General features: G+C 71.7%; 18 protein-coding genes and 1 riboswitch. Of the genes, 4 read left to right on the forward strand and 14 right to left on the reverse strand.

From position 1 onward, the window contains the following. Nucleotides 1-13 precede the first annotated feature (13 nt). From ACIPSJ_RS37225 to ACIPSJ_RS37270, 10 genes are all read right to left on the reverse strand, one after another. Nucleotides 14-1,105 carry a hemolysin family protein gene (locus ACIPSJ_RS37225; protein ID WP_359220279.1) on the reverse strand — a complete coding sequence of 364 codons (1,092 nt, stop codon included), beginning with the start codon at nt 1,103-1,105 and terminating at the stop codon, nt 14-16. Then, the gene (locus ACIPSJ_RS37230) at nt 1,102-2,430 is read right to left on the reverse strand and encodes a hemolysin family protein (RefSeq protein ID WP_359220281.1); all 1,329 of its coding nucleotides are present in this window, start codon (nt 2,428-2,430) and stop codon (nt 1,102-1,104) included. The genes ACIPSJ_RS37225 and ACIPSJ_RS37230 overlap by 4 nt, the downstream gene beginning before the upstream one ends. Nucleotides 2,431-2,686: 256 nt before the next feature. Next, nucleotides 2,687-3,142, reverse strand: coding sequence for a PH domain-containing protein (locus ACIPSJ_RS37235; RefSeq protein ID WP_359220285.1), 456 nt, complete (start codon nt 3,140-3,142; stop codon nt 2,687-2,689). A 14-nt stretch (nt 3,143-3,156) separates the two neighbouring features. After that, a complete protein-coding gene (gene hisG, locus ACIPSJ_RS37240; protein WP_355720883.1) occupies nt 3,157-4,005 on the reverse strand; it encodes an ATP phosphoribosyltransferase in 849 nt (282 codons plus the stop codon). Between the two features lie 64 nt (nt 4,006-4,069). After that, nucleotides 4,070-4,342: a phosphoribosyl-ATP diphosphatase gene (locus ACIPSJ_RS37245; RefSeq protein WP_030946750.1), complete on the reverse strand. Its 273-nt coding sequence runs from the start codon at nt 4,340-4,342 to the stop codon at nt 4,070-4,072. A gap of 34 nt (nt 4,343-4,376) precedes the next feature. Next, nucleotides 4,377-4,862, reverse strand: a complete 486-nt coding sequence (gene ribH / locus ACIPSJ_RS37250; RefSeq protein ID WP_355720885.1) for a 6,7-dimethyl-8-ribityllumazine synthase — start codon at nt 4,860-4,862, stop codon at nt 4,377-4,379. Nucleotides 4,863-4,918: 56 nt separating this feature from the next. Beyond that, nucleotides 4,919-6,208, reverse strand: a complete 1,290-nt coding sequence (locus tag ACIPSJ_RS37255; protein WP_355720888.1) for a bifunctional 3,4-dihydroxy-2-butanone-4-phosphate synthase/GTP cyclohydrolase II — start codon at nt 6,206-6,208, stop codon at nt 4,919-4,921. Beyond that, nucleotides 6,205-6,846: a nicotinamide riboside transporter PnuC gene (locus ACIPSJ_RS37260; protein WP_401352620.1), complete on the reverse strand. Its 642-nt coding sequence runs from the start codon at nt 6,844-6,846 to the stop codon at nt 6,205-6,207. Before ACIPSJ_RS37260 ends, ACIPSJ_RS37255 begins: the two co-directional genes overlap by 4 nt. Continuing rightward, nucleotides 6,843-7,448, reverse strand: a complete 606-nt coding sequence (locus ACIPSJ_RS37265; RefSeq protein ID WP_355720894.1) for a riboflavin synthase — start codon at nt 7,446-7,448, stop codon at nt 6,843-6,845. Before ACIPSJ_RS37265 ends, ACIPSJ_RS37260 begins: the two co-directional genes overlap by 4 nt. 155 nt (nt 7,449-7,603) lie before the next feature. Then, nucleotides 7,604-7,734: riboswitch (FMN riboswitch) on the reverse strand. A 236-nt stretch (nt 7,735-7,970) separates the two neighbouring features. Continuing rightward, complete coding sequence (locus tag ACIPSJ_RS37270) at nt 7,971-9,266, reverse strand: ROK family transcriptional regulator (protein ID WP_401352622.1); 1,296 nt, start codon at nt 9,264-9,266, stop codon at nt 7,971-7,973. Between the two features lie 141 nt (nt 9,267-9,407). Between ACIPSJ_RS37270 and ACIPSJ_RS37275 the strand changes: the two genes are divergently transcribed. After that, nucleotides 9,408-10,622, forward strand: coding sequence for an MFS transporter (locus ACIPSJ_RS37275; protein WP_359220298.1), 1,215 nt, complete (start codon nt 9,408-9,410; stop codon nt 10,620-10,622). Nucleotides 10,623-10,815: 193 nt separating this feature from the next. Here ACIPSJ_RS37275 and ACIPSJ_RS37280 read toward each other — a convergent pair whose 3' ends face one another. After that, entirely contained in the window at nt 10,816-12,084 is a 1,269-nt protein-coding gene (locus tag ACIPSJ_RS37280) for an alginate lyase family protein (protein WP_401352624.1), read from the reverse strand. Nucleotides 12,085-12,224: 140 nt separating this feature from the next. Here ACIPSJ_RS37280 and ACIPSJ_RS37285 point away from each other — a divergent pair, with 140 nt between their 5' ends. Further along, nucleotides 12,225-13,607 carry a uracil-xanthine permease family protein gene (locus ACIPSJ_RS37285; RefSeq protein WP_393667620.1) on the forward strand — a complete coding sequence of 461 codons (1,383 nt, stop codon included), beginning with the start codon at nt 12,225-12,227 and terminating at the stop codon, nt 13,605-13,607. On the opposite strand, the gene ACIPSJ_RS37290 is transcribed toward ACIPSJ_RS37285, so the two are convergent. Next, nucleotides 13,583-14,683, reverse strand: a complete 1,101-nt coding sequence (locus tag ACIPSJ_RS37290; RefSeq protein ID WP_401353098.1) for a glycoside hydrolase family 6 protein — start codon at nt 14,681-14,683, stop codon at nt 13,583-13,585. The genes ACIPSJ_RS37285 and ACIPSJ_RS37290 overlap by 25 nt on opposite strands. A gap of 148 nt (nt 14,684-14,831) precedes the next feature. Between ACIPSJ_RS37290 and ACIPSJ_RS37295 the strand changes: the two genes are divergently transcribed. Then, the gene (locus ACIPSJ_RS37295; RefSeq protein WP_401352626.1) at nt 14,832-15,518 is read left to right on the forward strand and encodes a DUF5995 family protein; all 687 of its coding nucleotides are present in this window, start codon (nt 14,832-14,834) and stop codon (nt 15,516-15,518) included. A gap of 95 nt (nt 15,519-15,613) precedes the next feature. After that, entirely contained in the window at nt 15,614-16,543 is a 930-nt protein-coding gene (locus tag ACIPSJ_RS37300; protein WP_401352628.1) for an LLM class F420-dependent oxidoreductase, read from the forward strand. Here ACIPSJ_RS37300 and ACIPSJ_RS37305 read toward each other — a convergent pair. Continuing rightward, the gene (locus ACIPSJ_RS37305) at nt 16,540-18,237 is read right to left on the reverse strand and encodes an NAD(P)/FAD-dependent oxidoreductase (protein WP_359220309.1); all 1,698 of its coding nucleotides are present in this window, start codon (nt 18,235-18,237) and stop codon (nt 16,540-16,542) included. The two genes, ACIPSJ_RS37300 and ACIPSJ_RS37305, sit on opposite strands and share 4 nt — an antisense overlap. Nucleotides 18,238-18,289: 52 nt before the next feature. After that, nucleotides 18,290-19,078: a carbon-nitrogen hydrolase family protein gene (locus ACIPSJ_RS37310; protein WP_401352630.1), complete on the reverse strand. Its 789-nt coding sequence runs from the start codon at nt 19,076-19,078 to the stop codon at nt 18,290-18,292. Nucleotides 19,079-19,208 lie beyond the last annotated feature (130 nt).

Below are 19,208 nucleotides of genomic sequence, written 5' to 3' on the forward strand. Positions count from 1 at the left end.
GCTCCCCACCACCTCAGCCCACCGGGACTTCCTCCGGCTCGCCGCTGGACCGCGGCTCCGGTGTCCTGAGCGGCGGTGTCGGCTGTGCCCGGTGTGCCGGGTCCGTCACCTCGCCGACGAGCAGCTCCAGTACGTCCTCCAGGGCGACCAGGCCGAGGACCCGGCCCTTGCCGTCGGCCACCTGGGCCAGGTGGGTCGCGGCTCGGCGCATCACCGTGAGGGCGTCGTCCAGCGGGAGTTCGGCCCGGAGGGTCGTCATCGGGCGCCAGACCTGCTGGGGGACCGCCCGGTCGGAGTCCTCCAGGTCGAGTACGTCCTTCACGTGCACATAGCCCATGAAGGCACCGGACTCGGTCGCGACCGGGAAGCGGGAGTAGCCGGTGCGGGCGGTGAGCTCGACGATCTGGCCCGGGGTGACCGAAGGCGGCACCGTGATCAGCGACTCACGGCGCAGCAGGACGTCCGTCACCGGGCGGGAGCCCAGCTCCAGCGCGTCCTCCAGCCGCTCCCGCTCCTCGGGGCCGAGAAGGCCGGCCTGGCCGGAGTCCTCCAGGAGACGGTTGAGCTGCTCGCTGGTGACGACGGCCTCGACCTCGTCCTTCGGCTCGACCCGGAACAGCTTCAGGATTCCCTGGGCGCAGGCGCCGAGGGCGACCGTGATCGGCCGGCAGACCCGGGCGAAGGCGACCAGGCCGGGGCTCAGCCACAGCGCCGCCTTCTCGGGCGCCGCCATCGCCAGGTTCTTCGGCACCATCTCGCCGATGACCAGGTGGAAGAAGACCACTCCGGCCAGTGCGATCACATAGCCCAGGGGGTGGATCACGCCTTCCGGCAGATGCACCGCCTCGAACACCGGCTCCAGCAGGTGCGCCACCGTCGGTTCGGCGACCGCGCCGAGCGTGAGGGAGCAGACCGTGATGCCGAACTGGGCCGCGGCCATCATCTGCGGCAGGCGCTCCAGGCCGTACAGGACCTGGCGGGCCCGTGCCGTGCCGAGGGGTTCGATCTGGCTGCGGCGGACGGAGACGAGGGCGAACTCGGCGCCGACGAAGAAGCCGTTGGCCAGGACCAGCAGCCCCGCGAAGACCAGTTGGAGAACGCTCATCGGACGGCCTCCGCGACGACGGGGGCGGTGCGGACCAGACGGACCCGCTCGGCGCGGTAGTGGCCGACCCGGCGGACCGACAGCCGCCAGCCGGGCAGCTCCGCGCGGTCACCCGGCGCCGGGATCCGGCCGAGCAGGTCGGCGACCAGGCCGGCGACCGTCTCGTACGGGCCCTCGGGCACGTCGAGGCCTATCCGCTGGAGGATGTCGACGCGGACACTGCCGTCGACGTCCCAGGCCGGCTTGCCGTCCTGCGGCGGGGCCGCCGCGAGTTCCGGCGCGTCCGGGCTGTCGTGCTCGTCACGGACCTCGCCGACGAGTTCCTCGACGATGTCCTCCAGGGTGACGACGCCGGCCGTGCCGCCGTACTCGTCGACGACGACCGCGATGGGCTGCTCGGAGCGCAGCCGGGCCAGCAGGGGCTGGACCGGGAGGGTCTCCGGGACGAGCAGGGCCTGGCGGGCGATGCGGCCGACGGGGGTGTGCAGGCGTTCGTGCACGGGGATCGCCAGCGCGTCCTTGAGGTGGGCCATGCCGACGATCTCGTCGATCTTCTCCCGGTAGACCGGGAAGCGGGACAGGCCGGTGGCCCGGGTGAGGTTGACGACGTCCTCGGCGGTGGCCGAGTCCTGGAGCGCGCCGACCTTCACCCGGGGGGTCATGACGTGCTGTGCGGTCAGCTCGCCCAGGGACAGGGTGCGGACGAACAGGTCGGCCGTGTCCTGCTCCAGGGCGCCTGCCTGGGCGGAGTGCCGGGCCAGGGAGACCAGCTCGCCGGGGGTGCGGGCGGAGGCCAGCTCCTCGGCGGGTTCGACGCCCAGGGCGCGCACGAGCCGGTTGGCGACCGTGTTCAGCGCCGCGATCACCGGGCGGAAAAGGCGGGAGAAGCGGGCCTGCGGGCCGGCGACGACGCGCGCGACCTGGAGGGGCTTGGAGACCGCCCAGTTCTTGGGGACGAGTTCGCCGATCACCATCTGGATCGCCGAGGCGAGCAGCATGCCGACGACGACCGCGATCCCGGAGACCGCGCCGTGCGGGATGCCGATCGCGGTGAACGGGCCGTGCAGCAGCTCGGCCAGTGCCGGTTCGGCGAGCATGCCGACGACCAGGGAGGTGATGGTGATGCCGAGCTGGGTGCCGGAGAGCTGGAAGGACAGCTCCTTCAGCGACTCGACGACCGTACGGGCGCGCCGGTCGCCGTCGGCGGCGGCCTTCTCGGCCTCCGGTCGCTCCACGGTCACCAGGCCGAACTCGGCGGCCACGAAGAAGCCGTTGGCCAGGATGAGCAGGAACGCGGCTGCCAGGAGCAGCAGGGGGGTGGTCATGATGCCGCCGCCTCCGCATCGTCGCGGACCTCGAATCGGAGGTCGGCGGTATGTCGGGAGGGGGCGGCGCAGGTACTACAGGACGATCCGTCCATCGCCGGAGAGGGTCACTCCTCGGGTAGCAGGAACCCCTGTGCGCGGGGCGCGCGACAGGGGCGGAGGCGGGACGTGAAAAGCCTCCGCCAACAGATTAATCAAGACATGGGCCGCAGCGGCAGGGGCGACGACCCGGAGGCGGCCCCGAAGTTGCGTGATCTCAGCCCTGATGCTGCTCGGGGTCGTGCGGCGCGTGGGCCTCGGCGAGGGCCCGCAGGGCCTTGGCGTCGCTGATGGCGCGCTCCTTGGCGACGCCCGGCTGGATGCCGAGCGCGGGCAGGCTGGTGCCGTCGCTGAGGTTGAGGAACACCCACGGGTCACCCGGGCGGAGGTTCACCTGGAGGATCTCAGCCCACTCCAGACGCCGCCTGCTGGCGATGTTCACCACGGTGACCCCGGTCTCGTCGGCGACGACCTTCACCCGGGCCAGCTGGGCCAGCACCCAGAAGATCAGCGCGCCGGTGACGACGAAGCTGAGCTGCTCCCCCGGGCCGAGCTGCTCCAGGAGCAGCGCGACCGCGGTGATGGTGGCGAAGATCGCGACCCCGGCGGTGAGCAGGATCGCGCGGGTGCGGCCCGGCCGGAAGGTGACGGGCAGAGCGGGAAGCTCGGACATCTCGTGCGTGTCCCTCAGAGGCGGCAGGCGTGGATGGCCGTGGTCAGGATGGCGCGGGCACCGAGGTCGTACAGGTCGTCCATGATGCCCTGGGCCTCCTTGGTGGGGACCATGGCACGGACGGCGACCCAGCCCTCGTTGTGCAGCGGGGAGACGGTGGGCGACTCCAGGCCGGGGGTGAGGGCGACGGCCTTCTCCAGCTGCTCGACCCGGCAGTCGTAGTCCATCATCACGTACGTCCGCGCGACCAGGACGCCCTGGAGGCGGCGGAGGAACTGCTGGACCTTGGGCTCCTCGGCGTCCGCTCCGGTGCGGCGGATCACGATCGCCTCGGACTTCATGATCGGCTCGCCGAAGACCTCCAGGCCCGCGTTGCGCAGGCTGGTGCCGGTCTCGACGACGTCGGCGATGACCTCGGCGACGCCCAGCTCGATGGCGGTCTCGACGGCGCCGTCCAGGTGGACCACGGAGGCGTCGACACCGCTGTCGGTGAGGTGCTTGGCGACGATCCCCTCGTAGGAGGTGGCGACCGTCTTGCCCTTGAGGTCCGCCAGGGTGCTCGCCGCGCCGGGCTTGGAGGCGAAGCGGAAGGTGGAGCGGGCGAAGCCGAGCGGCAGGATCTCCTCGGCGTTGGCGGCGGAGTCCACGAGCAGGTCCCGTCCGGTGATGCCGATGTCGAGGCGGCCGGAGGAGACGTAGATCGCGATGTCGCGCGGGCGGAGGTAGAAGAACTCGACGTCGTTGACCGGGTCGACGATGCGCAGTTCCTTGGACTCCCGGCGCTGCCGGTAGCCGGCCTCATGCAGCATGTCCGCCGCAGGGCCTGAGAGGGAACCCTTGTTGGGGACGGCGATGCGCAGCATGAGGTCGGCTTCCTTTGCTCTGGTGCTCTGACGGTGTTCTGAACGGGGTGGTGCGGCGAGTGGCTTACAGGTGGGCGTAGACGTCGTCCAGCGAGATGCCGCGGGCGACCATCATCACCTGGACGTGGTAGAGCAGCTGCGAGATCTCCTCGGCGGCGGCTTCCTTGCCCTCGTACTCGGCGGCCATCCAGACCTCGGCGGCCTCCTCGACGACCTTCTTGCCGATGGCATGGACCCCCTTGCCGACCAGTTCTGCGGTGCGGGAGGTGGCGGGGTCGCCGTGGGCGGCCTTGTGCTGGAGCTCGGTGAAGAGCTCCTCGAAAGTCTTGTTGGACATGGTGAGCGCCAGACTACGCCAATGGCCGCGTCGCTCAGTGCCAGGGTTCAGATACTGAGCGGAGGGTGGCCGCGGTCGCCACCGCCGCCGTCACCGCCTCGTGGCCCTTGTCCTCGTGGGAGCCCTCAAGACCCGCACGGTCCAGCGCCTGCTCCTCGTTGTCGCAGGTGAGCACGCCGAAGCCGACGGGAACACCGGTCTCGACGGAGACCTGGGCGAGGCCCTGGGTGACGCCCTGGCACACGTACTCGAAGTGCGGGGTGCCGCCGCGGATGACGACACCGAGGGCGACCACCGCGTCGTAGCCGCGGCCGGCGAGGGCCTTGGCGGCGACCGAGAGCTCCCAGGTGCCGGGGACCCTGATCAGGGTCGGCTCGTCGATGCCCAGGTCGCGCAGGGCGCGCAGCGCGCCGTCCACCAGTCCGTCCATCACCTTCTCGTGCCACTGGGCCGCGATGACGGCGACCCGCAGGTCGCTGACATTGCGTACGGACAGTTCCGGTGCGCCCTTGCCGCTCACGTCTCTCCTCGGTGCTGTTGCTCTGCTGAAGTGCTGGTTCTTACTGGTTGGCGTTCTTACTGGTTCGCGCAGCCGGCCACGGCGGGCGTGTCCAGCCAGGGCAGGTCGTGGCCCATCCGGTCCCGCTTGGTGCGCAGGTAGCGGAGGTTGTGCTCGCCCGCCTGCACGGGCATCGGCTCCCGGCCGCTGATCCTGAGGCCGTGGCTGAGCAGTGCGTCGCTCTTGTCCGGGTTGTTGGTCATCAGGCGGACGCTGCGCACGCCCAGGTCGGCCAGGATCTGCGCGCCGGCGCCGTAGTCCCGGGCGTCGGCGGGCAGACCGAGTTCGAGGTTGGCGTCGAGGGTGTCGCGGCCGCGCTCCTGGAGTTCGTAGGCACGCAGCTTGGACAGCAGTCCGATGCCCCGGCCCTCGTGTCCGCGCAGGTAGACGACGACTCCCCGGCCCTCCTCCTGGATCCGGTCCAGGGCGGAGTCGAGCTGGGGGCCGCAGTCGCAGCGGGCCGAGCCGAAGACGTCCCCGGTGAGGCACTCGGAGTGGATCCGGACCAGGACGTCCTCGCCGTCGCCGATCTCGCCGTGGGCGAGGGCGACGTGCTCGACGCCGTCGAGGGTGGAGCGGTAGCCGTACGCCGTGAAGGCGCCGTGCCGGGTGGGCAGGTTGACCTCGGCCTCGCGGCGGACGGTGGGCTCGGCGGCCCGGCGGTAGGTGATCAGGTCCGCGATGGAGATGATCGTCAGGCCGTGCTTGCGGGCGAACGGGATCAGCTCGGGCAGGCGGAGCATCCGGCCGTCCTCGCCGGCGATCTCGACGATCGTGCCGGCCGGGCGCAGGCCCGCGAGCCGGGCGAGGTCGACGGCGGCCTCGGTGTGGCCGTTGCGGGTCAGGACGCCGCCGGGCCGGGCGCGCAGCGGGAAGACATGGCCGGGGCGGACGAAGTCGGAGGGCTCGGCGGTACCGCTCGCGAGCAGCTGGAGGGTGGTCGCGCGGTCGGCGGCCGAGATGCCGGTGCTGACGCCGTGCGCGGCGGAGGCGTCCACGGAGACGGTGAACGCGGTCTTCATCGACTCGGTGTTGTCGTCGACCATCTGCGGCAGTCGGAGCCGGTCCAGTTCCTCGCCCTCCATGGGGGCGCAGATCAGGCCGCGGCACTCGCTCATCATGAAGGCGATGATCTCGGGGGTGGCCTTCTCGGCGGCGATGACGAGGTCGCCCTCGTTCTCGCGGTCCTCGTCGTCGACGACCACGATCGGGCGGCCGGCCGCGATGTCGGCGATGGCCTGCTCGACGGGGTCGAGGGTGAGGTCTTCGGCGCCGTCGGTGCGGTAGAGGATGGGTGCCGCGGTCATGCGGGTGCTCCTTCCAGAGCGGGCCGCGTGCCCTGGCGGGAGCGCAGCCACCAGTCGCGCATGCCCCACAGGACGAGCGCGCCGTAGATGACGTAGACGAAGCCGGAGAAGGCGTAGCCGTTGGCGAAGTTCAGCGGGACGCCGACCATGTCGACCAGGAGCCAGGCGAACCAGAACTCGACCATGCCGCGGGCCTGGGCGTACATGGCGACGATCGTGCCGACGAAGATGTAGGCGTCGGGCCAGGGGTCCCAGGACAGGGACGGGTAGGCCTTGAAGAGCAGGGCGACGGCGACCGTGCCGACGGCGGCCGCGGCGACCATCGCGCCGCGCTCGCGCCAGGTGGCGAAGCGGGGCGCGATATGACCATCGGTGCCCTGACCCTTGTTGCGGTTCCACTGCCACCAGCCGTACAGCGCGACGACCATGACGACGGCCTGCTTGCCGGCGCTGCCGGTGAGGTGCCCGAAGAAGGCGCCGAAGAGGATCAGGCCGGAGGCGAACTGGACCGGCCAGCTCCACAGGTTGCGGCGCCAGCCGAGGGCCAGGGCGATCAGGCCGAGGATGTTGCCGATCATGTCCGACCAGAGGATGTGCTGGCCGAACAGGACGAAGGCCTCGGAGTTGAGCCAGTTCACTTGCCCGCTCCCTGCGAGTTCGCGAGCAGCCGCTCCACGTACTTGGCGACGACGTCGACCTCGAGGTTGACCGGGTCGCCGGGCTGCTTGTGGCCGAGCGTGGTCAGGTCGAGGGTGGTGGGGATGAGGCTGACGGTGAAGTAGTCCGGGCCCGCCTCCACGACCGTGAGGCTGATGCCGTCGACGGTGATGGAGCCCTTCTCGACGACGTAGCGGGCGAGGTCGGCGGGGAGGGAGACCTTGACGATCTCCCAGTGCTCGGAGGGGGTGCGGGCCAGCACCTGACCGGTGCCGTCCACGTGGCCCTGCACGATGTGGCCGCCGAGGCGCGAGCCCACGGCGGTGGGGCGCTCCAGGTTGACCCGGGAGCCGACGCCGAGCGCGCCGAGGGAGGAGCGCCGGAGGGTCTCCTGCATGACGTCGGCGGTGAACTCGTCGCCCTCGTGCTCCACGACGGTCAGACAGACCCCGTTCACGGCGATGGAGTCGCCGTGCTGTGCGCCCTCGGTCACTACGGGGCCACGGAGCCGGAAACGGGAGGCGTCGCCGAGATTCTCGACGGCGGTGATCTCACCCAGCTCTTCGACAATTCCGGTGAACACTTCCCGGGTCCTCCTGCCTCAACGGGGCACGGACTCCGGGGCCTGTCGACGGACGACAGAATGTACGGGTGAACACACCGGGGCGACGCCGACAAGGTCCCGTCCGTCACGGACGAGACCAGATACGGCGGCGCGCACAGATACATGCTCGCCCGCCGCGCACTGCCTCCCATCCGGACTTTAACCGTCGGTCCAGGAATTTCACCTGGTCAACCGGCCGCTGGAAGCGGACGGGTCGCGGACTATAACCGCCGGTTCGGACTTTCACCGACCCCGGAGTGCGCTGCTTCTGGTACACCGCCAGTGTGCCACGCCGGGTGGTGGTCCATACAGGGGAACTGTGTGGGGTGCCTCACAACCCATGTCGCTGGACTTCCCTGACAGCTCGTCATGTGCCCAACTGGGCCCCGGACCAGGGATCTTGACTTTGATCCAAACCTATTGACCCTACTGGTCTAGTCCTTTTAGGGTGCGATCGGGCCCGGTGGCGGTGACGACGACCCTTGCCCGCCGCCGGGTCACTCATCCGCGGTCCGGGGGCGCGAACAGCTCGTCCTGGGCGCGCTCCCGAGCGGTCAGCAGGGCGCCGCGCAGCACGGCCGCACCGCCGAGCGCGCTCGCCCGCACCTCGGTGGCGAGCGGGGACATCCGGCGCAGGCGGTCCTCCACACGGGCGGCGAGGGCCGCACCGCCGGCCGCGCCGATCTCACCGCCGAGGACGACGCAGCCGGGGTCCAGGACCGCGACGACGGCCGCCAGGCCGAGGGCGATGCGGTCGGCGAGGGTGCCCAGGAAATCGGGGTTCGGCTTGGTGGGTCGTCGGTTGTCCGCGGGTGCGTGGGGGCTGGTCGCGCCCACGCGGCGGAGCCGCATATCGATACGCCCCGCGCCCCTGCGGGGCGCTAGAGAAGACGGAGCCGCAAAGGTGAGCCGGGATGCCCCTGCCGCGATCGACGCGCTCGGCTCGTCCAGTTCAGGGCCGTGTTCGGCGGCCAGTTGGGTGATCGCCGCTGCCCCTACCAGGGAGTGGTAGCCGCCGGAGCAGTCCGTGGCGGAGGGGAGTGCGGTGGTGCCCGGTACCGGGAGGAAGCCGATCTCGCCGGCGCCTCCGGAGGCGCCGCGGCGCAGGCGGCCGTCGAGGACGACGGCGGCGCCGCAGCTGTGGCCCAGCCAGAGCAGGACGAAGGTGTCCCGGTCCCGGGCGACGCCCTCGCGCTGCTCGGCGAGGGCGGCGAGGTTGGTCTCGTTCTCGACGCTGACCCGGGTGTGCGGGAAGTGTTCCTGGAGGGTGGCGACCAGGCGGCGGTGCCAGGCGGGCAGCCCCGCCGAGTCGCGCAGGTCGCCCGTGGCCGGGTCGATGAGGCCGGGCGCGCCGATGCCGACGGTGTGCAGCCGCCCCTCCCCGGCTCCCTCGGCCTCCTTCACCGCCCGCTCGACCAGCCCCACCGCCTGCTCGACCGCCGCCGCCGTTCCGGCCTCCGGCCCCACCGGTACCGCCCCCTCCGCCAGCACCTGTCCCACCAGGTCGGACACCAGGACCGAGACGCCTTCGGTGCGGACGTCGAGGGCGGCCAGGCAGGCGCGGTCGGCGACGATGCCGTAGAGCCGGGCGTTCGGGCCCCGGCGCTGTTCGCCGGACTCGCCGACCACCGTGATCAGACCGGAGGCGGTGAGCCGCTCGACGAGGTCGGCGACGGTCGGCCGGGAGAGCCCGGTCAGCTGCTTCAACTGCCCTGCCGTCAGCGGGCCTTCCTGCTGGAGCAGGCTCAGCGCGAGCCGGTCGTTGATGGCCCGGGCGGTGCTCGGTGATGCGGGCATGACGGGCATCCTCCCAGATCCGCGCGGCCCGGGACGGCCGCATATCTCTCTATCTATCAGGCAGGGTCCCTGATAGTTTACGACCGAACAGCGGTACGGCGGGGACAGCGGGGCGGCACCCACCCGGGGAGGGGCAGGACCATGAAAGACGTGGGCTACGAGCAGCACGAGGTGAAGCGGGCGCGGTACGCCGTCGCGGCCGTGTTCACCGTGCACGGCGCCGTCACCGGCTCGTTCGCGACCCGGGTGCCCTGGATCCAGGAACACGCCGGGCTGAGCGCGGGACAGCTCGGCTTCGCGCTCGCCTTCACCGCGTTCGGCGCCTCGTGCTCGATGCCGCTCGCGGGCCGGATCAGCCACCGCTTCGGCAGCCGTACGGCACTGCGCGGGCTGATCGCGATGTGGACGGCGTCGCTGATCCTGCCGTCCCTGGCGACGAACCTCTACACGCTGTGCCTCGCGATGTTCGTGTACGGCGCGAGCGCCGGCATGGCGGACGTGGTGATGAACGCGCTCGGCGTGGAGATCGAGCGGCTGCTGGACCGGTCGATCATGTCGGGGCTGCACGGCATGTGGAGCGCGGGCACCCTGGTCGGCTCGGCGGCGGGCACCCTCGCCGCGCACCTGGGCACGGACGCGCGGGTGCACTTCGCCCTGGCGGCGGCCGTGCTCACGGTGCTCGGTGTACTGACCGCCGGCTGGGTCCTCGACGTCCAGCCCGACGCGGACGAGGAGCCGCCGCCGCGGTTCACGCTGCCGCCCCGATCGGCGCTGCTGATCGGCACGGTGGGTTTCTGCGCGGTGTTCGCGGAGGGCGCGAGCCTGGACTGGTCGGCGGTGTTCCTGCGGGACCGGATGGACAGTTCGGCCGGGCTCGCGGCGGCCACCACCACGGGGTTCATGCTGGCCATGGCGGTGGCCCGGATCAGCGGGGACGCGGTGGTGAACCGCTTCGGCGCGGTCCGTACCGTGCGGGCCGGGGGCGTGCTGGCCGCGTTCGGCGGTCTGCTGGTCGTGCTCGCCGGGAATCCGGCCGTGGCGATGACCGGGTTCGGCCTGATGGGTCTCGGTATCGCGGTCGTCGTCCCGCTGTGCTTCGCGGCGGCCGGGCACGCCGGGCCGAACCCCAGTCAGGCGATCGCGGGCGTGGCGACGATCACCTACACCTCGGGTCTGATCGCGCCCAGCCTGATCGGCGGGGTGGCCCAGGCGACCAGCCTGGTGGTGTCGTTCTGCCTGGTCACGGTACTGGCGCTGGGTCTGGTGGTGTTCGCGGGCGTGCTGCGCGCCGGGGAGCGGGGCAGGCGGGCCGAGGTCAGTCCCGCGGCCGCAGCAGTGCCCGACCCGCGGCCCTGACAGCGTCGCGCCTGGGCGCAGGGCTCAAGTCAGCGCGCGCTTGGTTATCGCTGAGCGCCGAGCCGACCTTGCCGACGGGCTCGGAGCACGTCGAAGCACCTTGCGGCGCTTCGGCGGTCACGGGCGGGGCTCCTGAGCTTCGGGTACGGCACCCATCCTGAGCGAGCGCTCAGGAACCCCTCCGTGGACATCCTCAGCCCGCGATCGAGTCCAGCTGCTCGGCGGCCGGCCGCAGCGCCCAGAGGTCGCCGCCGGGCGGTGCCTCCAGCCGTCGTACCGCCCGCCGGGCCGCCTGGTCGCCGGCGTCGGCCGCCGCGTGCACGACGTCGCTCGCCGCGTAGCGGTGGAACTCCAGCTCCGGGTAGGGCCAGGCGGCGGCCCCGGTCGCGGCGGGCAGCAGGTAGTCCACGGCCCGGGACAGGCTCTGCCCGTCCGGTCCCCGGTAGCTCCAGAGGTCCACCCCGACGTGCCGGCCGATGGCCGCGAGCCGGGTGTAGGCGACCAGGTCGAAGGTGGAGTAGTGCCAGCTCCTGGTCCGGGCGAGCTCCTGCGGCTGGCTCCCGTCGGCCGCGATCTGCGGGTCGATCCGCCTGGCCCGCGCGTCCAGCACGGTCTTCTTCGCCAGCGCCTTGTCGCCGGTCGCGTAGGCGAGGGCGGCGAGCTGCATGTCGTAGAAGGTGCCGTGGTTGTTGGCGGCGGCGCCCTCCTCCTTGCCGAAGGCGCTGTTCTTCAGCCAGCCGAGGAAGTCGGTGTTCCAGCTCCGCATCCCGGCGCGGTCCCCGGCGCTCCAGCCCGGGGCGCCCGTGCCCAGGATCGCCAGGGCGTCGACCACGCTGGTGTACGACTGGGAGAAGTCGATGATGCCGATGGCCCGGCCGTCGTACTTGCACGGGATGAACTGGGCGTGGTTCAGGTCGGGGTTCATCCGGGTCGCGGGGTCCAGGAACCAGGTGCGCAGGACCTGCCCGGCCTTCTCGGCGTACTCCCGGCGGCCCGTGTAGTACCAGGCCAGGGTGAGGTCGTAGGTCGAGTCGAAGACCTTCTCGACGTCCTGGCGGTCGGTGCCGCTGTCGACCTCGGGGTTGCGCTGTCCGTCGCGCTGGACGTAGGGGCAGCCCCAGGGGTTGTCGGCGGTGGGGGTGGTGGTGGGCCACCAGTAGGGGGCCTGGCTCAGGTAGTCGTGGACGTCGCCGCCGGGGGCGGGCTTCGGTTTGTCGACGACCGTCCAGGGGCCCTGGCCGAGCCAGGCGTCGGCGCGGGTGGTCAGGTCCTCGACGGCGCGCCTCAGTCGCGGGTCGCCGTGGTCGAGTCCGGCCCGGGTCCGCTGGAGGCGGGTGCCGTCGAGGACGGCGGTGTCCGGGGCCTTGGGCGCCCTCGCGGTCGCGTGGGCGGAGGGGACGAGGACGGCGCCGACGGCCGCCAGCGCCGTCAGGACGACGGCCACGCGGGATCTTCCACTCATCGAGCACTCCGATCGGACATCAAGCGTGGATCAGATACGTGAACTCAGTTCATGAGTAGGACCGTGCGAGCGTAGAACCGCGAGGTAGCCGTGACAATGGTGCGGACCAACTTCATGTACGAGGAAAGCGAAGCCCCACCATGGATCTCGGCGTCCGCTGGAAACTGCACGGCGACGGGCGCACGCCCGCGCCCGGAGCGGTGGTGCGCCCCGACGAACGGCTCTCCTGGCCCCGCACCGTCGGGCTCGGCGCCCAGCACGTGGTGGCCATGTTCGGCGCGTCCTTCGTCGCCCCGGTACTGATGGGCCTCAACCCCAACCTGGCGATCATGATGTCGGGTGCCGCGACCGTGATCTTCCTGCTCGCGACCCGCGGCCGGGTGCCCAGCTACCTGGGCTGTTCCCTCTCCTTCGTCGGCGTGGCCGCCGTGATCCGCGCCCAGGGCGGCAGCAGCGCCACCGTGACCGGCGCGGTCTTCGTGGTCGGTGCCGTGCTGTTCCTGATCGGCCTGGCCGTGCAGCGCTTCGGCGCCCGGATCATCCACGCCACGATGCCGCCGATCGTCACCGGCGCGGTCGTGATGCTGATCGGCTTCAACCTCGCGCCCGTCACCGCCTCCACCTACTGGCCGCAGGACCAGTGGACCGCCCTGCTGGTGATGCTGTTCACCGCTCTGGCCGTCGTCTGTCTGCGTGGTTTCTGGTCACGCATCGCGATCTTCCTGGGCCTGGTCTTCGGGTACGTCCTGTCCTGGGCCCTGGACCGGATCTTCGGGAAGATCCACTCGATGAGCCCGAGCGGCCAGGTCACCGACCACTGGCGGCTCGACCTCTCCGGCGTCGGCAAGGCCGACTGGATCGGGCTGCCGTCCTTCCACGGCCCGTCCTTCCAGTGGTCGGCGATCCTGGTCGCCCTGCCCGTCGTCATCGCGCTGGTCGCCGAGAACACCGGGCACGTCAAGGCCGTCGGCGAGATGACCGGCGACCCGCTGGACGACAAGCTCGGCACCGCCATCTCGGCCGACGGGGTCGCCTCGATGCTCTCCACCGCCGTGGGCGGCCCGCCCAACACCACCTACTCCGAGAACATCGGCGTGATGGCCGCGACCCGCGTCTACTCCACCGCCGCCTACTGGGCCGCCGCCGGCTTCGCGCTGCTCTTCGGCGTCTGCCCCAAGTTCGGCGCGGTCGTGGCGGCGATCCCGGGCGGGGTCCTCGGCGGCATCACCGTCATCCTGTACGGCATGATCGGCCTGCTCGGCGCCCAGATCTGGCTGCACGCCAAGGTCGACCTGCGCAACCCGCTGAACCTGGTCCCGGCCGCCGCGGGCATCATCATCGGCGTCGGCAACGTCAGCCTGAAGTTCACCGACACCTTCTCGCTGAGCGGCATCGCGCTGGGCACCCTGGTCGTCATCATCGGCTACCACGCGCTGCGCGCCCTGGCCCCGGCCCACCTCAAGTCCACCCAGCCGCTGCTGGACGAGGGCACCAGTTCCTACGACGACGACGCCAAGTCGTAGGCGTACGACGGGGTGAAGCTCCCGGCGGCGCCCTTGCAGCCGTCGGACTCCCCCGGCAGCTTCACCCACAGATAGGCGTCGATCCGCGCCTGACCGGTGCCGAGGGTGGGCGCCCGGCCGATCCGCCGCCCCGCCGGATCGCACCAGGCGCCGTTCGCCGGGGCGCCGTTGCCGTTGCGGCTGGTGTCGATCACCGCGCCGAGCGAGGCCGGTCCGCCGAGGGCGTCGAGGACCTGCCGGTCGTAGGCGATCTCGTCCTCGGTGGTCCGGAAGTTGGCGACGTTGCTGAAGATCCCGGCGGCGGCCGTGGCGCCCGCCTGCCGTAGCAGGGCCGCCTGTCGGCCGGGCGGGTGCCAGCCGGAGTGACCGGCGTCGTAGTAGACCCGCGCCCCGGGGTCGGCCGCCTTCAGCACCCGGCCGGCGCGGGCCAGCGAGGCGAACCGCGCGGCGCGGTCGGCGGCGGAGAGGCAGTCCGCCTGGGCGACCGAGTCCGGTTCCAGGATCACGATCACCTCGCCGGAGCCCAGCCCCCGGGCGAAGGCGTCGATCCAGCCGTCGTACGCGGCGAGGTCCGGCGCCCCGCCCCGCGAGGCCCCGCCGCAGTCCCGGTCCGGGATCGCGTACGGCACCAGCACCGGCACCCGGCCCTGCGCGGAGGCCGCCGAGGTGACGGCGCGGACCCGGGAGGCGATGGCCGCCGGGGCGAAGTCGGCGAACCACACGGCGGCCGGCCGGTCGGCGATGCGGTTCCCGATGACGGCGGCGCGCGGATCGTCCGGGTGGGCCCGGACCCAGTCGGCGACCTGGGAGTCGGGGTGGCGGTAGAGCTGGGGTGTCCGCCGCTTCGCCACGGTGGGGGTGGGGCTCGCCGCGGTCCGCCGCGGAGACGGTGCGGGCCGGACGGAGGGGGTCGCGGAGGCGGACGGTGCGGGGGCCAGCGTCGTCGCGTACGTCACCACGGGCCGGTCCTGTCCCACGGCCGGTCCGCCGGCCGCGCCACCGCGCTCCTCGCCGAGCGCCGAGAGCATCCCGGTCGCGGTACCGACGGCGACCACGGCCGAGGCGACGGCGAGCATGACCGTCCGCTTCCGCCCGTCCCGGCGCCGGGCGTGTGAGCCAGGCATGCCGTGCTCCCCCTCCCGCGCGACAGGTCCGTTCCCCCGTTCCGGGGAAGCGCCGGGCCCGTCGGCACCCGCGTCAGCCCAGGGCTGGGACCCTTCCCCCATGGCGCAGTCGGAACACCTCACCGCTCCGGTCGGCACCGTCGTCTCCCGGATGCGCGCCCTGGACGCGACCCTGCCCGAGCGGGACGGGATCGCGGTCTTCAACCGTGTCTACCTCGCCGTCACGGAGGAGGTCGAACGGCGCCTGGACGCGGGCCGGTTCGGTGATCCGAGAGCGGCCGAGGCGCTGGACGTGCGGTTCGCGGAGCGCTATCTGGCCGCCGTGGACGCGGCGGAGGGCGACCGCCGTCCGCCCGCCTGCTGGCGGCCGCTGTTCCAGTTCCGCCGCCATCCCGGGGTACGACCGCTGCAGTTCGCGCTGGCGGGCATCAACGCGCACATCGGGCACGACCTGGCGCTCGCCGTGGTGGACGCCTGTCGTACGCTCGGCTGCGAACCGGCGGACCTGGAGGACGAGTTCGACCGCGTGGGCGAACTCCTCGTCTCGCTGGAGGAGCGCATCCGCGAGGATCTGATGCCGGGCCCCGACCTGCTCCAGATCGCGGATCCGCTGACCCATCTGCTCGGTTCCTGGAGCCTGGAGCGGGCGCGGGACGCGACCTGGTCGGCGGCGCGGGCGCTGTGGGCGCTGCGCCGGTTCGACGACCTGGTCGAGGAGTTCGCCGAACGGCTGGACGCGGCGGTCGGGTTGGCCGGGCGGATGCTGCTCACCCCGCTGCCGGACTGAGATGGCCTGATCCCGCCGGTGCCCGGACCGCGGTGGAATCCGGGTGTGATCGCCTTGCGTTGACCGCACGAACCCGAATCCAGAGGAGCACCGGTATGACGACTCGGCTCGGCCTCAGTCTTCCCCAGATGCGGCAGTACTCCCTCGCCACCGACGTCACCGACGTGGCCCGCACCGCCGAGCAGATCGGCTACGACAGCCTCTGGGTCTTCGAGCGGGCCCTGTTCCCCGAGCCGGCCACCCAGGGCCTGTACGGCATGCCGGGGGTGCCCTGGCCCGACGAGTACCGGAACGTGGCCGACCCGCTGGTCACGCTGTCCCTCGCCGCCGCGGTCACCGAGCGGGTCCGGCTGGGCAGCAGCGTCCTGGTGGCGCCGCTGCACATCCCCTTCCACCTGGCCAAGGCCCTGGCCACGCTGGACGCGGCGAGCGGCGGCCGGGTGATCGCGGGACTGGGCACCGGCTGGTCCCTGGACGAGTACGCGGCCAGCGCGATCCGGCCGTTCGAGGAGCGCGGGCAGGTGCTCGACGAACTGATCGAGGTGTGCCGCGCGGTGTGGGGCCCCGATCCGGTGCGCTACGACGGGCGGATCACGAAGATCGCCTCCGCCGTGGTCGGTCCCAAGCCCGCCCGGCCGATCCCGATCATGCTGGCCGCGAACAACAGGAGGGCGCAGCGCCGGCTCGTCGACCACGCGGACGGCTGGCTGCCGGTGGGCATGGGTGTCGAGCAGCTCGCCGGCCAGTGGACGCAGCTCCAGGACCTGGCGGCCGAGCGCGGCCGCACGGAGCCGATCCAGACGGTCCTGCGGGTCAACGCCACGTACACGCCGAAGGCCTACGACGGCGCGGACCGCCGCCCCTTCCAGGGCAGCGTCGAGCAGATCGTCGAGGACCTCGTCGCGCACGCGGCCGTCGGCCTGGAGGAGATCCTGATCGACCTCACCACCACCCCGCGCGACGCCCAGGAGCTCAAGGACGTCGCCGCCGAGGTGTACGAGAAGGCGCGGGCCGCCGGGGTCTAGTCCTCGGGGAGTTCGACCGGCGCGATGGCGTCGTAGACGTCGCCCGGGCCCGGGTTGGTCGTGTCGGTCGCTCCGCCGAAGTGGTGCATGACGCCCCAGACCGCGTTCAGCGCGGTCTGGACGGCGCCCTCGGCCCAGCCCGCCGTCCAGGAGATGTCGTCGCCGGCGAGGAAGATGCCGCGCTTGTCGGCGGGCAGCCGGTCCTGCATGAAGTGGGTGAACAGGCGCCGCTGGTAGCGGTAGTGGCCGGGCAGGTTGGCCTTGAACGCGCCCATGAAGTAGGGCTCGTTCTCCCAGGACACGGTCACCGGGTTGCCGATGATGTGCTTCCTGATGTCGACCTTCGGGTAGATCTCGCCGAGCGACTTGAGCATGACCTCCATCCGCTCGTGCGCGGAGAGCGGGAGCCACTTCAGGCTGTCGTCGCACCAGGTGTAGGAGAGGCAGATGACGGCGGGCTTGTCGGGGCCGTCGTCGAGGAGGTAAGTGCCGCGGGTCATCCGGTCGGTGAGCGTCATCGACATGACGTCCCGTCCGGTGTCCTCGTCCTTGTCGAGCCAGAAGGGCCGGTCGACCGGCACGAACAGCTTCGAGGACTCCATGTAGTGGGTGCGCTCGATCGCGGTCCAGTGGTCGATCGGGAAGAGCGAGTCGTCGCAGGCGATCTTGGAGAGCAGCATCCAGGACTGCGCGGTGAAGATCGCGGCCTGGTAGGTGCGGATGTCGCCGTCCGCGTCCGTCACGGTGATCCGGTTGCCGGTGGTGCGGTGCAGCCGGGTCACGGCGGGCTTCGGCTCGCCGTTCTCGTGCAGCTTCGCGAGCGACGTCCCGTACGCCCAGTGCACGATCTTCTCCGGCTCGCGCTCCCAGAGCCGGACCGGGAGCTGCTGGCTGCCGCCGACGATGCCGCGGTGGTGGTCGTCGGCCTCGGTGTAGACGACCCGCAGGATCTCCAGGATGGAGTTGGGGAAGTCGGTGTCCCAGCCGCCGGTGCCGAAGCCGACCTGGCCGAAGATCTCCCGGTGCCGGAAGGACCTGAACGCCTCGGAGTCGCAGAGGAAGCCGTAGAAGGTCTGGTTGTCGAGCTTCTCGACGAGCTTCGCCCAGATCTCGCGGATGCGCGGCACGTCCCGCTCGCGCATGGCGCGGTTCATGTCGGAGAAGTCGGCGCCCTCGTCGAGGCACTTGTTCCAGGCGGCGGCGACATCACGGTAGACCTGCGGCAGGTCGTCGACGGTCTCGGCGTAGTGCGACTCCCCCTTGAGGTCGACCACCGTCGAAGGGGTGGTCTCCGCGAGCGGGTTGGGGAACGGCCGGGTCTGAAGTCCGACCAGGTCGATGTAGTGCTGGAGGGCGGTGGAGGAGGGCGGGAAGCGCATCGCGCCCATCTCGGCGGTCAGTTCGGGGTCGCAGCCCTCGAAGCCGACGGTCCGCAGCCGCCCGCCGATCGCGTCGGCCTCGTAGACGACCGGCTTCAGGCCCATCTTCATCAGCTCGTAGGCGGCCACGATGCCGGACAGACCGCCGCCGATGACCGCGACCTCCGTGCCGTGCCCGGTCGCCGGGATCTGGCCGAGGCCCGCCGGGTGGGCGAGGAAGTCGTCGTAGGCGTACGGGAAGTCCGGGCCGAACATGGTGATCGGCGGCTGCTGCTCGTCTGCGTGCTCGACGGCGTTGGGCACGGTGGACGTCATGGGGTACGGCTCCTTGCGGCGTGCGTGAAGTAGAGCGTGGGGAGGAAGAAGGTCAGGCCAGGGAGCCGTAGAGGCCGGGGCGGCGGTCCTTGAGATACGGGTTCGCCTCGCGGGAGGCGGCGAGGAGGGCGGGGTCGACGTCGGCGACGACGAGTTCCTCGCCGCGGCCGGCGCGGACCCGGGCGACCCCGTCGGGTCCGGCCAGCGTGGACAGCCCGAAGAACTCGAACTCCCCTTCGTGGCCGACCCGGTTGGCGTAGGCGACGTACATCTGGTTCTCCCAGGCCCGTACCGGGACCAGGGACTCGGCGACCAGCTGGAACGGGTGCATGTTCGCGGTCGGCACGAGGAGCAGGTCGGTGCCGGCCAGGGCGTGGGCGCGGACCAGTTCCGGGAACTCGACGTCGTAGCAGATCATGATCCCGACGGTGAGGCCGCCGAGTTCGGCCTGGACGACCGGCTGGTCGCCGGGGGTGTAGTGGTCCCGCTCGAAGCCGCCGAAGAGGTGGGACTTGCGGTAGTTCGCGAGCCGGGTGCCGTCGGCGGAGATCAGCTGGGCGGAGTTGTGCACGGCCTCGCCGTCGCGCTCCGGGTATCCGTAGACGACCGCCAGACCGTGCCGGTGGGCCAGCTCGGCGATCGCGTCCGCGCTGTCGCCGTCGGCGGGCTCGGCGAGCCGGGCGATGTCGTCGCCGATCGCGTAGCCGGTCAGGAACATCTCCGGGGCGACGAGCAGTGCGGCACCGGCGGCGGCGGCCCGGCCGGCGGCCTCGTCGAGCACCTTGAGGTTCTCGACGGTGGAGCCGGGGTGGCCGGAGCTCTGGAGCAGGGCGGTGCGCATGCTGGTCCTCACCGGGTACGGAAGGGGGGTCTGGGGGCCAGTTAGACGGTACGGTCGGCGGGCCGGACCGGACAAGAAGGACCTGTTGCGCGTCGGCGAGCGGTTCGTTGCGTGATGCGGCCGTCCGGCG

This window comes from Streptomyces sp. NPDC090088, assembly GCF_044747345.1.
Lineage (GTDB): Bacteria > Actinomycetota > Actinomycetes > Streptomycetales > Streptomycetaceae > Streptomyces.

Excerpts from the sequence above, each read along its gene's own strand:
- ACIPSJ_RS37235 (WP_359220285.1), bottom strand. The coding sequence starts at position 3,142 with ATGTCCGAGCTTCCCGCTCTGCCCGTCACCTTCCGGCCGGGCCGCACC.
- ACIPSJ_RS37255 (WP_355720888.1), bottom strand. The coding sequence starts at position 6,208 with ATGACCGCGGCACCCATCCTCTACCGCACCGACGGCGCCGAAGACCTC.
- ACIPSJ_RS37225 (WP_359220279.1), bottom strand. The coding sequence starts at position 1,105 with ATGAGCGTTCTCCAACTGGTCTTCGCGGGGCTGCTGGTCCTGGCCAAC.
- ACIPSJ_RS37295 (WP_401352626.1), top strand. The coding sequence starts at position 14,832 with ATGGCGCAGTCGGAACACCTCACCGCTCCGGTCGGCACCGTCGTCTCC.
- ACIPSJ_RS37280 (WP_401352624.1), bottom strand. The coding sequence starts at position 12,084 with ATGAGTGGAAGATCCCGCGTGGCCGTCGTCCTGACGGCGCTGGCGGCC.
- hisG (WP_355720883.1), bottom strand. The coding sequence starts at position 4,005 with ATGCTGCGCATCGCCGTCCCCAACAAGGGTTCCCTCTCAGGCCCTGCG.
- ACIPSJ_RS37300 (WP_401352628.1), top strand. The coding sequence starts at position 15,614 with ATGACGACTCGGCTCGGCCTCAGTCTTCCCCAGATGCGGCAGTACTCC.
- ACIPSJ_RS37275 (WP_359220298.1), top strand. The coding sequence starts at position 9,408 with ATGAAAGACGTGGGCTACGAGCAGCACGAGGTGAAGCGGGCGCGGTAC.
- ACIPSJ_RS37245 (WP_030946750.1), bottom strand. The coding sequence starts at position 4,342 with ATGTCCAACAAGACTTTCGAGGAGCTCTTCACCGAGCTCCAGCACAAG.
- ACIPSJ_RS37290 (WP_401353098.1), bottom strand. The coding sequence starts at position 14,683 with ATGCTCGCCGTCGCCTCGGCCGTGGTCGCCGTCGGTACCGCGACCGGG.
- ACIPSJ_RS37270 (WP_401352622.1), bottom strand. The coding sequence starts at position 9,266 with ATGCCCGCATCACCGAGCACCGCCCGGGCCATCAACGACCGGCTCGCG.
- ACIPSJ_RS37285 (WP_393667620.1), top strand. The coding sequence starts at position 12,225 with ATGGATCTCGGCGTCCGCTGGAAACTGCACGGCGACGGGCGCACGCCC.
- ACIPSJ_RS37230 (WP_359220281.1), bottom strand. The coding sequence starts at position 2,430 with ATGACCACCCCCCTGCTGCTCCTGGCAGCCGCGTTCCTGCTCATCCTG.
- ACIPSJ_RS37305 (WP_359220309.1), bottom strand. The coding sequence starts at position 18,237 with ATGACGTCCACCGTGCCCAACGCCGTCGAGCACGCAGACGAGCAGCAG.
- ACIPSJ_RS37310 (WP_401352630.1), bottom strand. The coding sequence starts at position 19,078 with ATGCGCACCGCCCTGCTCCAGAGCTCCGGCCACCCCGGCTCCACCGTC.